Source organism: Paenibacillus sp. FSL W8-0194, assembly GCF_037969745.1.
GTDB lineage: Bacteria > Bacillota > Bacilli > Paenibacillales > Paenibacillaceae > Paenibacillus_AQ > Paenibacillus_AQ cookii.
In genome coordinates this window covers 5560003-5572535 of record NZ_CP150205.1, presented here as the reverse complement: position 1 = coordinate 5572535, position 12533 = coordinate 5560003, and the positions used below count along the sequence as shown (strand labels likewise).

9 protein-coding genes are annotated in these 12533 nt (G+C 55.9%); 6 read left to right on the top strand and 3 right to left on the bottom strand.

What is annotated here, in order from left to right:
- Positions 1 to 26: 26 nt before the first annotated feature.
- A complete protein-coding gene (locus tag MKY58_RS25770) occupies positions 27 to 686 on the bottom strand; it encodes a TetR/AcrR family transcriptional regulator (RefSeq protein ID WP_339322607.1) in 660 nt (219 codons plus the stop codon).
- A gap of 163 nt (positions 687 to 849) precedes the next feature.
- On the opposite strand from MKY58_RS25770, the gene MKY58_RS25765 reads away from it, so the two are divergent.
- Both MKY58_RS25765 and MKY58_RS25760 read left to right on the top strand, forming a co-directional pair.
- Complete coding sequence (locus tag MKY58_RS25765; RefSeq protein WP_339322606.1) at positions 850 to 3069, top strand: MMPL family transporter; 2220 nt, start codon at positions 850 to 852, stop codon at positions 3067 to 3069.
- A 110-nt stretch (positions 3070 to 3179) separates the two neighbouring features.
- Positions 3180 to 4268, top strand: coding sequence for a nitric oxide synthase oxygenase (locus MKY58_RS25760; RefSeq protein ID WP_212951107.1), 1089 nt, complete (start codon positions 3180 to 3182; stop codon positions 4266 to 4268).
- Between the two features lie 48 nt (positions 4269 to 4316).
- Here MKY58_RS25760 and MKY58_RS25755 read toward each other — a convergent pair whose 3' ends face one another.
- Together MKY58_RS25755 and MKY58_RS25750 are read right to left on the bottom strand one after the other, a co-directional pair.
- Positions 4317 to 4985 (bottom strand): hypothetical protein, encoded by a 669-nt coding sequence (locus MKY58_RS25755; protein WP_212951105.1) that lies wholly within the window; start codon positions 4983 to 4985, stop codon positions 4317 to 4319.
- Between the two features lie 197 nt (positions 4986 to 5182).
- The gene (locus MKY58_RS25750; RefSeq protein WP_212951103.1) at positions 5183 to 6739 is read right to left on the bottom strand and encodes an FAD-dependent oxidoreductase; all 1557 of its coding nucleotides are present in this window, start codon (positions 6737 to 6739) and stop codon (positions 5183 to 5185) included.
- Positions 6740 to 6880: 141 nt separating this feature from the next.
- On the opposite strand from MKY58_RS25750, the gene MKY58_RS25745 reads away from it, so the two are divergent.
- The 4 genes from MKY58_RS25745 to MKY58_RS25730 all read left to right on the top strand — a co-directional run bounded on the left by MKY58_RS25745 (position 6881) and on the right by MKY58_RS25730 (position 12529).
- The gene (locus MKY58_RS25745) at positions 6881 to 7822 is read left to right on the top strand and encodes an aldo/keto reductase family protein (RefSeq protein ID WP_036706450.1); all 942 of its coding nucleotides are present in this window, start codon (positions 6881 to 6883) and stop codon (positions 7820 to 7822) included.
- Positions 7823 to 7998: 176 nt separating this feature from the next.
- On the top strand, positions 7999 to 8415 hold the full coding sequence (locus tag MKY58_RS25740; protein ID WP_036706279.1) for a MerR family transcriptional regulator: 417 nt from the start codon (positions 7999 to 8001) through the stop codon (positions 8413 to 8415).
- A gap of 331 nt (positions 8416 to 8746) precedes the next feature.
- On the top strand, positions 8747 to 10678 hold the full coding sequence (locus tag MKY58_RS25735) for a methyl-accepting chemotaxis protein (RefSeq protein WP_339322605.1): 1932 nt from the start codon (positions 8747 to 8749) through the stop codon (positions 10676 to 10678).
- A 243-nt stretch (positions 10679 to 10921) separates the two neighbouring features.
- A complete protein-coding gene (locus MKY58_RS25730; protein ID WP_212951100.1) occupies positions 10922 to 12529 on the top strand; it encodes a spore germination protein in 1608 nt (535 codons plus the stop codon).
- The last annotated feature ends 4 nt before the right edge of the window (positions 12530 to 12533 follow it).

Below are 12533 nucleotides of genomic sequence, written 5' to 3'. Positions count from 1 at the left end.
AGGAGGTTCGGTTGAACGGATGCCTTTTATTTAGGCTCGTCTGACCGGGGTTTGGGCTCCATGCCGACGCCGTTCCAGAACATTTCGATGATGTCGCGGGCAAGCTCCTGGGGCGACGGTTGAATGTCATTGGCCACCTCGCGGTTGCCGAGCATCAGCATCGAGGCCAGCGTATGGGCCATCAGCAGCGGATGCAGCGGTCGGACCTCTTCTTTCCGGATCGCTTCGGTGAAGCTGACCGTCAGAACGTGATGAATGCTTTCCTCGCTCCGGCGGATGCGTTCCAGCTGCTCTTTGGTCAGCGCATCCGACGCTTTGCGCAGGATGGTCTCGAAATCGCCGTGCGGGAAGCGAAGCTTGCGTTCCGCCAACATGACAAGCCGGTCGTATAACGGCAGGTCCCGCTGCTGCATGATTTCCTCCGACGTCTTCCGCGCTCTCTCCATCATGGCCGTGACGGCCGCGGTGAAGAGCTGCGCTTTATTTTCGTAATGGTAGTAGATGGCTGCCTTGGTGATCCCGCATGCTTCGGCAATTTGCTTCAGCGATATCGGTTCATAACCGTATTCCATAAACAGGTCGGAAGCGGTCTTCAAAATAAACTCGCTGGTCGCCTCTTCATGTTCCTGCCGTTTCGGACGGCCGGGAGGACGTTTCGTTTTGGTTGGCTGCTCGGAATGGTTCATGGTTACCTCCGTTGAAAATGCTTGTTCAATAATTAACCTTCCGGTATATTTAATTATTGTAGGAGCGTATGGTTTAAGGGAATGCTCTATGAATCATAACACTTCAAGGTCATACATACACACACTATACCATGTACGCCCGGACCAGGGTGAGGAGGAGATTATGGAACAAAAATCGGGATTTGGGCGGTTCGTTGCCGGAAAACGGAGCAAATGGGTTATGCTGGCGGTTTGGATGATCGTCGTGGGCGTGCTTAGTTCCTTATGGCCGATGGTCAACAAAGAGGTGAAAAACAACGCCGCCAATTTGCGGGAGGACACCCCGTCCGTTCAGGCGGAAAAGATCGCCGCGGAGCAATTCGGCAGCTCAAGCGTTCCGGCCCTGATCGTTTGGCATCGGGAAGGCGGCATCAAAAACGAGGATCTCGAGCTGATCCAGCAGCTGTACGCCGGGCTCGGGGCTTCGCCTGTCCCTTATCAAGAGTTTGTCCCGCCGCTGGATCAGGTCCCTGCACAGGCTCTGACGGCGCAGCTCTCCAAAGATGGAAGCACGCTGGTGACGCCCGTTCTTTTCAGCAGCACCGCGAGCAGCGACCAGCTGAAGGAAGGGGCCGAGCTGCTGAAGGAGCAGGCGGCCAAAACGTTCGGAACCGATCCCTTTGCGGCGGGGGTGGACTCCGGCACCGAGCTCAGCGCCCGCGTGACGGGTCCGGTCGGCATTTCCATCGATGCGTCCGGGCTGTTCAAAAACGCCGACTTTAAGCTGATGATGGCGACCGTTCTGTTGGTCCTGGTCATTTTGCTGCTGATTTACCGTTCTCCGATTTTGGCATTGATCCCGATCGTGGCGGTAGGTTTTGCATACGGAGCGATCAGTCCGCTGCTGGGCCTGATGGCGGCCAAAGGCTGGATTACCGTCGATTCGCAGGCGGTGTCGATCATGACGGTGCTCCTGTTCGGCGCCGGGACGGATTACTGCCTGTTCCTGATCTCTCATTTCCGCCATCTGCTGAAGGAGGAGGCAAGCAAAGGCAAGGCGCTGGTCCGGGCCATTACCGAAACCTCCGGGGCCATCGCCATGAGCGGGTTTACCGTGGTGCTGTCGCTGTTTGCGCTATTGCTGGCCAAATACGGCGCCTATCACCGCTTTGCCGTGCCGTTCAGCGTATCCATCCTGGTGATGGTCATCGCAAGTTTGACGCTGGTTCCCGCGCTGCTGGCGGTCTTTGGCCGCGCTTCGTTTTATCCGTTCGTTCCGCGGACGCCGGAGATGGAGGAAGCACGTGCCCGGCGGAAGGGCAAAGCTATTCCTGCTCCGAAGCCGAAAAAGGAGAGCTTTGCCGGACGCTGGGTCGTCACGAAACCGTGGCTGATCGTCGTCGTCACGCTGGTCGTCCTCGGAGGGCTCGCCGTCTTTTCAAGCCAAGTGAAGTTCACCAACGACATCATGTCTTCTTTCCCGAAAAACATGGCTTCGCGGGAAGGATACGACCTGATCGGCAAACAATTCTCCCCGGGTACGCTTGCTCCCGTTAAGCTGATGGCGAACACCGGCGGCCAAGGGGATGTGCTGGGCGAAAAACTGAAAGGCCTGCCCTTTGTCAGCAGCGTGTCCAAGCCGCAACAAGGAGAAAGAAACGCCGATATACTCGCCTACGATATCGAATTGAACATGAATCCGTATTCGCCGGAGGCGATCGAACTCATCCCCGAGCTTCGCGGCATTGCGGAGCAAGCGCTGCAGGAAGCGGGAATCGCCTCGCCGGCGGACCGCGTGTGGATCAGCGGCCAAACGGCGACCCAATACGACACGAGGGAGACGGGAGACCGGGATACGATGGTCATCATTCCGGTGGTGATCGGCATGATCACGCTGCTTCTGCTGGTCTATTTGCGTTCGGTGACGGCTACCGTTTACCTTGTGCTGACGGTCATTTTGTCTTATTTTTCGGCGCTGGGCCTCGGCTGGATCATTATCCATTACGGCCTTGGAGCCGATGCCATCCAAAGCGCCATTCCGCTTTATTCGTTCGTGTTCCTGGTGGCGCTCGGCGAAGACTATAACATCTTTATGATTTCGAGCATTTGGAAAAAGCGAAAGGAGATGCCTTTCAAGCAGGCGATCAAGGAAGGGGTCGGGGAGACCGGTTCGGTCATCACCTCCGCCGGGCTCATTTTGGCGGGAACGTTTGCGGTGCTGGCGTCGCTGCCGATCCAGGTTCTCGTCCAATTCGGCATCATTACGGCGGTGGGCGTGCTCCTGGATACGTTTATCGTCCGTCCGTTCCTGGTGCCGGCGATTACGGCCCTGCTGGGACGATTTGCGTTTTGGACGTCCAGACCGGCCGCAGCGAAGGAGCGTTCCGTGCGCACGGAAGCTTAAAACGGGGATGCAAGTTCACGAAGATATCAAGTTTGCCGTGGTCCTGCAGCCTTCTTCAAGGCTATAATAGGTACGAACACATAGTAGACGGAGCATAAGGATGATGGAAAATGACGGATCGTAACGTTCTGCTGCAGGAAGCGGAGGATTTTATACGGGTTTGTTATGCCGAACTTGGAAAAACGGAGCAGGAAGCGGACGGCAGGCTGAAGGAAATCAAAAAGGAAATCGGTTTGACCGGTACCTACGGGCATACGTTCGAGGAGCTGGAGCATGGGGCCAAAATGGCTTGGCGCAACAGCAACCGCTGCATCGGCCGACTGTTCTGGGATTCGATGGTGGTGCGGGACCGGCGCCATTTGGCCCATGCGGACGACATCCATTCGGCGCTGCTGGAGCATATCGAGACCGCGACCAACGGCGGCAAAATCGTGCCGACGATATCGGTGTTCAAACCTGCGGGGCCGACCGGGAGCGGCGTGCGCATCTGGAATCACCAGCTGATCCGGTATGCGGGGTACCGGACGGAAGGCGGGATCGTCGGCGACCCCGCTTCGGTGCCGTTTACGGACGTATGCCTGAAGATGGGATGGCAGGGCAAAGGCACGCGGTTTGACGTCCTTCCTCTCGTTATCCAGGCGGAGGGCCGGAAGCCGGCACTGTATTCGATCCCGGATGAGCTGGTGCTGGAGGTTCCGCTGACGCATCCGGATTATCCCGCCTTCGGGGAGTTGGGACTGCGCTGGTATGCCGTGCCGCTCATCTCCGATATGGAGCTGGTCATCGGCGGCATTCATTATACGGCGGCGCCTTTTAACGGCTGGTACATGGCGACGGAGATCGGGGCCCGCAATTTTGCGGATACGAACCGCTACGACGTTTTGCCGCAGGTGGCAGAGGTGATGGGACTAAAAACCGCAAGCGAAACCTCGCTTTGGCGCGACCGCGCCCTGGTCGAAATGAATGTGGCCGTGCTGCATTCGTACAAACGGGCAGGCGTCAGCATGGTGGATCACCATACCGCGGCGGCCCAGTTCCAATTGTTCGAGCAGCGGGAGGCCCAATGCGGCCGGAAGCTGACGGGGTACTGGAATTGGCTCATCCCGCCGGTGTCCCCGGCGACGACCCATATTTTTCACCAATCTTACGACAATACGATCGTATATCCCAATTTCTTTTATCAGGAGCGGCCGTACTAGATCGACACGGGGATGAAACCGTGGCAGATGTATGGGCCGGGAATTTCTTTAATAAGGATCTTTGACGGCCTCGAGCAAGCTTTGAACGATTTGCTGTTCGGCCGAAGTCAGTTCGGCGCCGGCTTGCCATGCCTCGATTTCTTTTTGAACCTGTGTGGCATCCTTATAACTTAAGCCATAGGCGATCAAGCCGATGACCGATTGCCGCCGTTTCGGATCGTCCATGCCGGACAAAGCTTGGATCGCGGCTTTTTTGTCCGTCCAAAACAGTTCGCTCGCAAGGGCGGCGTAACTTTCGCTCCCTGCGCCGTCCAGATTGCGGGTGGCCGAGAACACCGCCTTGTAATGTTCCGGCTTGATCATGCTGCGGTTTCTATATAGATAGCCCAGCGTTTCGTCCATAAGGGGAACGTCTTTCCGGAGCTCCCGATACGTTTTCCAATCCAAACCGGTGATGCGGCTCATCATGTTTTCGATTTTGTCCCGATCGGACGAGCTTTCCTTATACGCGGCGTAGAAGGCTTCTTCCGGCGTTTCCTGCTTTTTGGCAGCGGTGCCGGCCTCGGCATGGCTGTTTTGCACGGCGACGGGCCGTTCCGAAGATTTGGCGGCGGGCGGTTCGCTTGCGCCTTGTCCGGAGCAGGCGGTTAAAGACAGCGCGGCTGCGGTTGCGATGATGCCGAATGCCGTCCGCAACATGAATGGGGTGCTTTTCATCCTATTTCTCCTTTTTGGCAGCATGGAAGGAAACGCTGCTTTTTCTTCTCCTAATCATAAACGAATTTTCCCTAAAAAGGTTGCCTGTGGAAATTAACGCATGCCCGCAGACAGCCCGTCCAATATAAAAAAGCGTTCCCGACCGCCGCGTTTGGCAAGGGAGAACGCTTTTTCTTTGCATTGACCGAAATGGCCGCTTATATTCGTTTTTCCAGCTTGTCCAAAGGTTTCGTTGCCGGCCCTTCAATGACTTCGCCCTCATACGTATACCGCGAGCCGTGGCACGGGCAGTCCCAGCTGCGCTCGCCATCGTTCCACTCCACTTCGCAGCCCATATGGGAGCATGTCGTGTCCACGATATACAGATTGCCTTCGTCGTCCCGGTAGCCGCCGGCCCGCCGGCCGTCATAGGAAATGACGCCGCCTTCGCCGGGTTGGAGATCGTCCGCTTTCCGCTGAATCAGGCCGACCTTGCCCGCGATGAAATGTTTGGCCACGTCCGCGTTTTGCACGACCACGTTTTTGACCGACGGATCCGCTTTGAAGCGCGAAGGGTTATAGAGCAGCGCATAAGGATTGGGCTTTCCTACAATGAGATCGGAAAGAATCATGCCCGACAGCGTGCCTTGGGTCATGCCCCATTTATAGAAGCCCGTTGCGACATAAATCCCGTCGTCGCCTTCGGTAAGCTGCCCGATGTACGGCACTTTGTCGAGCGTCTCCAAATCCTGCGCCGACCAGCGGAACGGAATTTCCTTGATGCCGAACAGCTCCGAGCCGAACTTTTCGAGCTGCTCATAGCGCTCATACGTGCGAATGCTTTGACCCGTCTTATGGTTTTCCCCGCCGGCAATGATCAGATCCTCGCCGTTATAGCTTGCGGTACGCAAAGAGCGTTTGGGCGTCGCGTTTCCTACGCTCAGGTACGTGCCGCCGGGAAACGGCCGTTCCGGCCTGAATGCCACGGCATACGAACGGACGGCATGCAGCCGGGCGAAATAGAGCCCTTTTTTGTCCAGAAACGGGAAATGGGAAGCCGACACGATCCGGCGGCAGCGCACCTTGGCTTTGCCGTGATAAGCGCTGAGCGTATACGGAGGCCCGTCGTCTTCAAGCCGGGTAATCGTCGTATGCTCATAAATCTTCGCGCCGTTTTTCACGCTTTCCTCGACCAGCGGCTTTAAGTAATGCAGCGGATGGAATTGGCCCTGGTCAGGCATTTCGATCGCGCCTTTGACCTTCAGCGGAATCGGGAGCTCGTCCCTCCATTGTCCGGGAATGCCGAGTTTGATGTAGGCGTCGAACTCTTTTTGCAACCCTTGGAGGTCATCGGTTTTTTCGACGTAGATATAGGCGCTTTCCGGCCTGAGATCGCATTCGATGCCGAGCTCGTTCGCCGTGTTCAAAATAAACGCTTTGGCATCCATATTGGCTTTGTAATACATTTGCGCATTTTCTTTGCCGAAATGGTTCAGCAGTTCGTCATAAATTTTTCCGTGCTGGGCGGAAATTTTGGCCGTGGTATGTCCGGTCGTGCCGTTTAAAATGACGCCTGCCTCCAGCACGGCCACCTTCACCCCCTGCTTCGACAGCAGGTAGGCGGTCGTTATGCCGACGATCCCCGCGCCGACGATCGCGACATCGACCTCGATATCCTCGTCCAAACGCGGGAAGGAAGGCAATTCGGTCGTTGCTCTCCACAGGGATTCAGGGAACTGCGGCAAATGCCGGGAAAAGGAATCTGATTGACGCATGGCGTATCCTCCTCATCATATTCAACACCATATTTATTTCCATATTTTTCAGAAATGAAACCGACACGCTTTCCATCGAAACCGCGGTTGTTTACAATATGGGAGGAAGAATAATCCGACGGGGAGGTTTTGCTTGTGACGATGAAGTATCGGAGACTGGGGAAAAGCGGGCTTAAGGTAAGCGAAATCAGCTTGGGCAGCTGGCTGACGTACGGGGGGTACGTGGAGCAGGAGAACGCGGTCAAGGCGATTCAGACGGCTTACGATCTGGGCATCAATTTTTTTGACACGGCCAACGTATACGAACGCGGCGCGGCCGAGGAGCTGCTAGGCAACACGTTGAAAGCGTATCCGCGCGAATCCTATGTCCTTGCGACGAAGGTATTCGGCAAAATGGGCGATGGCCCGAACGACATGGGGCTGTCCAGAAAACATATCATGGAGCAATGCCATGCGAGCCTGAAGCGCCTCGGCCATGATTACGTCGACCTGTATTACTGCCACCGTTATCATGAGGAAACGCCGATCGAAGAAACGCTGCGGGCCATGGACGACCTGGTGCGCCAAGGCAAGGTGCTGTATATCGGCGTCAGCATGTGGACGGCGGCTCAAATGGAAGCGGCGCTCGGCACGGCCGATCGTTACCTGCTGGACCGGATCGTCGTGAACCAGCCGGTGTACAATATGTTCAACCGGGACATCGAAAAGGAAGTCATTCCGCTCGGCGAAGCCAAAGGGATCGGCCAAGTCGTGTATTCGCCGCTTGCGCAGGGCCTGCTGACGGGAAAATACAAAACGGCGGGACAAGCGCCGGAAGGCAGCCGCGCCGCCAAGCTCAACTGGAAGGAAGAGCAGATCAGCGAAGCGAAAATCGCGAAGGTGCAGGAACTCGGCGCCATAGCGGACGAGCTTGGCCTCAAGATGAGCCAGCTTGCGCTCGCCTGGGTGCTGCGCCAGCCGAACGTGGCCAGCGCGCTGATCGGCGCGAGCCGCCCGGAACAGGTCGCCGAAAACGTGAAGGCATCGGGCGTTGAAATCCCCGCCGAAGCGCTGGAGCGAATCGAGCAAATCCTTTCCAAATAAATCCATTATATAGACGGCTTCACGCGGCTCGGCCGTAAGCGTGGATGCAGCGAAAAGGATGGCCTGCGGCGGCCATTCTTTTTTTGTTTTTCGTACCGTTGAGCAGTTGAAAAATTGGCTTTCGCCTCCACGGAACGATATACTTGAAGTATACCTTTACCTAGGGGGAGAACGGCTTGGAATGGCTTAAAATCGACGATGTCGCCAAGGAAACGGGATTAACGAAACGGTCCATCCGCTATTACGAGGAAATCGGCCTCATCAAATCGCCGGAGCGGTCGGATGGAGGAATCCGATTATATACGGAAGAAGATGTCCAGCAGCTTAAAAATATCGTTCTTGCCAAAAAAGTTCTCGGTTTCTCGCTTCAGGAAATCCAAGAGTTTCTGCAGATCCACGACCAGGTGATGAAGCACCGGAGCAACGCCTCCTCGTCCCTGGACGAGGCGCAGCGGCAAGCCGAGCTGGAGCAGATGTCCCAGGCGGTAAGCAAGCAGCTCGAACTTGTCGATTACAAAATCGCGGAGATGACCAAGGTCAGGCAGGAGCTTGCGGATCTCAGCGGACGGATCACGAAGGCGAAACGCAGCTGAAAAAAGGACAGCCCAACGACGAGGGTTGTCCTTTTTTACGTTTAGGGAAAGCCAATGGGGGCACAGGTCATGTTATTTTGCGAAAATTTTGTTGGGCTTCACATTTTGAAACTGGGCCTCTTTGCCTATGAAGCGGAAGATGATAGAATATTCTCAATGAATTGGATAATAGTTGAAAAAAATTTGTGTACTTTTCCGATATATTATGAAGAAGTGCCCAAATAACTATGTCCTTGGTATGTCGTTGTTTACATGCCTTAAGTCCTAATGATGCAGAAAGGAAAATGCCATTGTGAAACGATTTTCAATTTCCATTAAGAGAAAGCTATTCATGACGTATCTTATCGTTTTGCTCGTCCCCAGCTTCATGATCGGCATTCTATCCTACCAATCCGCCAAAAACGCAAATGCGAAGGAATTGATGAACAGCGCGCTCGAAAGCACGAAATCGGCCGACAATATCATCTCCCAGAACATCCAGGCGAAAATGAACGATATCGAATATCTGCTGAAGCAGCCCCATTTGGAACGGGCCATCGGCGATCCGCTCGGAAAGGGAGGGGAACTGAAGCTGCAGCTGCGTGAATACATGGATATGCATTCCGACGTGAAGGACGTCGTTCTGGGCATCGAGGGCGGTTATTTCGTCCGCGCTTCCGAAGATCCTCTGCCGCAGCAATATGACGTCACGAAGCAGAACTGGTATATCCAGTCTTTAAAGCAAGGGGACAAGCCGGTCGTATCGCCGGTATTCCAGGCAGCCAACGGAAAGATGGCCGTGTCGATCTCGCAGGCGGCTCCGTCCGGGAAAGGCGTTCTCTCGATCGAGCTGAATCTCGACAATATCCGGACGCTCACCAATATGAAGCTTGGCAACAAAGGATACATATTCATTACCGACCAGGACCAAAACTACGTCGTCCATCCGAAATATACCGGCAAAAAGGCGGAGGGCGAATTTCTCAAACCGCTTTACGGCAAGTCTGAGGGCAACTTCTCATATACCTTTGAAAATGAGGAACGCCGCCTCGCTTTTACGACGAACAGGCTGACCGGGTGGAAGGTGGCCGGATCGATGTTCGAGGCCGACATTGAAGCGTCCGCGCACGGAATCCGCAATTCGGTGATCATCGTGATGACGGCGTCCATCTTGGCGGCGCTGGCGATCATCTTCTTGAACGTCCGGTCGATCATCCGTCCGATCAGCAAGCTGACGCAGGCGACGGAGCGGATCAGCCAAGGGGATCTGACGGCACGGATCGATACCTCCAGCAGGGACGAGATCGGCCACCTCAGCCGGCATTTCCAAGCGATGGTGGACAACCTTCGGAGCATGATCGTCAACGTCCAGGAAATTACCGGACAGGTAAGCTTGTCCGCCAAAGGATTGTCGACGAGCGCCGACCAGACGACCCAAGCGATCGAAACCGTGACGGAAGCGATACAGGAAGTGGCCGCGGGAAGCGAACAGCAGCTTCGCAGCGTGGAGCAAAGCATGGGCAGCATGGACATCATGTCCACGCAGTCGGAGCGAATCCGCACCCACATGGATGATGCTTTGTCCAAAATGGAGCGGACCACACGGTCGGCCGAGGAAGGCAACGCCGCGGTCGAAGACGTCACGGGCAAAATGGGCGAAATCCATGCCACCGTTCACGAGCTGGACGAAGTCGTCATGCATATGAGCGAACGTACCGGCCGAATCGGGGAAATCGTCACGCTCATGGCGGAAATCGCCAAGCAGACCAATTTGCTTGCGCTGAACGCCTCCATCGAGGCGGCGCGTGCAGGTGAGCACGGGAAAGGCTTTGCGGTCGTGGCCGTCGAGGTCCGCAAGCTGGCGGAACAGTCCGGCCATTCGGCGAAGCGCATCGAAGAATTGGTGGCGGGCATGCGTTCGGAAATGCAGCGGGTGCTTGCGGCGATGGGAGATGCCAAGGGCCGGGTGGCCGAAGGCATGGAAGCCGCAGACATTACGGGCAGATCGTTCACCCGGATCCTCAAAGCGGTTCAAGGCGCGGCGGAAGGCATCCACTCCGCGGCGGAAGCTTCGAGAGAGCTTGCGCGGAACGGTGAAAGCGCCGTGGAGGCGATCCGCCATATCCGGAGCCTGTCGGAGGTGGCTGCCGATAATACGCAGTCGGTATCGGCTTCCGCCCAGGAACAGCTTGCGTCCATCGAAGAAATCGCTTCTTCCGCCGAGCATTTGAGCAGCCTGGCCGAGAAGCTGCAGCATTTGGTGGCCAAATTTAAAATCGAATAAAGGCTCCCGGCAGGGAAAGGTCGTGCCCATGACAGGCACGGCCTTTTTTGCGCAGTTGTCCGAATAATTTCCCGCGACTTCTTCCCGAAAAGCAACTCAACCGGCCGAGCGGTCGAGGTCTGCTTTTGCGGGCATGTTCATTTTTTTGGGGTGCCGGGGCCGACAACACATAATTTATCCAATTTTGGCACAACCTATGGCTCATACGTCCATATTATAGCCGGCATACGAGGGGGTTAGAACATGAGTAAACGCGGAAAGAACCCCGGAAGCAGCGCCCAAGGGCTTGCCTCCGGCACTCCGCTCGGGCTCCCCTCTCCCCCTTGGGAGAAGCTGGAGATCCAGAAAAGCCTCGATCAGAACATCCAGACCTTAAAAACGATTTTTAGAGACTGCTCGGATATGGTATTCCGCTCCATCGAAATCGCTCCGGGCATCAATGCATTCATTGCTTACGTGGAGGGCATCGTGCTCTCGCTGGAGCTTGAAGGGCATATACTTGAGCCGATCGTCGAAGCGTACATGCGGATGAAAAACGAACATCCTCCGGAGCAGATCAAGGCTGCCGATCTCGAACCGCTGGAAAATACCCGCGTTTCCCTGCCGCAGGTGATGAGCGCCACGAAATGGATCGACGCGGTGGAGGGCATCCTCAATTCCAGCGTGGCGGTGTTCGTGGACGGCCTGAGCGAAGCGCATCTGTTCAACATCAAGGGCGGCATCCGGCGCCCGGTCCAAGAGCCGGAGACGGAATCGGTCATCCGGGGCCCGCGCGAAGGATTTACCGAAATGATCCGCATCAATACGGCGCTCGTCCGGTTCAAGGTGAAGACGCCGAATCTCAAGATGTACCGCATGGTGCTGGGGACGGATACCAAGACGGACATCGTCGTTTCTTATATCGAAGGCCTTGCGGATCCAAAGATGGTGAACGACGTCAAAAACAGGCTCAAGGACATTAAAATCGACGGGGTGCTCGAATCGGGCTACATCGAAGAAATGATCGAGGACCACCCGTATTCGCCGTTTCCGCAAATGCTCTATACGGAGCGGCCGGACAGCGTCGCGGCGCAGCTGCTTGAAGGCCGGTGCGCCATTTTCGTGGACGGGACGCCGCTCGTGCTGATCGCGCCCGTGACGTTTTTCCAGTTGATGCAGGCGAACGAGGATTATTACGAACGTTTTTTCATCACGAATTTCATCCGGTGGATCCGGTATATCTTTCTGTTTATCGCATTGTTTCTGCCATCCCTCTACATTGCGGTCACGACGTTCCATCAGGACATGCTGCCGACGACGCTTGTCCTGAGCATCGCCGCGGCGCGGGAGGCCATTCCTTTTCCGGCGCTGGTCGAAGCGTTAATGATGGAAATATCCTTTGAAGCGCTGCGCGAAGCCGGGATTCGATTGCCGAAGACGGTCGGCCAGGCGGTCAGCATCCTCGGTGCGCTGGTCATCGGGCAGGCGGCCGTCCAGGCAGGGATCGTTTCGGCGCCGATGGTTATCATCGTCTCGATGACGGGGATTGCGTCCTTTACGATCCCCCATTTCAATCTGGCGATTACGATTCGCCTGCTGCGTTTTCCGCTGATGCTGCTGGCAGGCGTGCTGGGGCTTTTCGGCATTATCCTCGGCATTACCTGGATTCTCGTTCACGTGACGCAGTTGTCTTCGCTTGGCGTTCCGTACATGTCGGGCGTCAGCCCGTTCCATGGGCAGGACCACAAAGATATTTTCGTTCGCGTCCCATGGTGGAAAATGCGTACGCGGCCGTCCTGGCTGTCGAAGAAAAATTCGGAGCGGGAAAAGCCGGATATCAACGGCAACCCCGTTTCCGACAAGGTATGGTGATGTT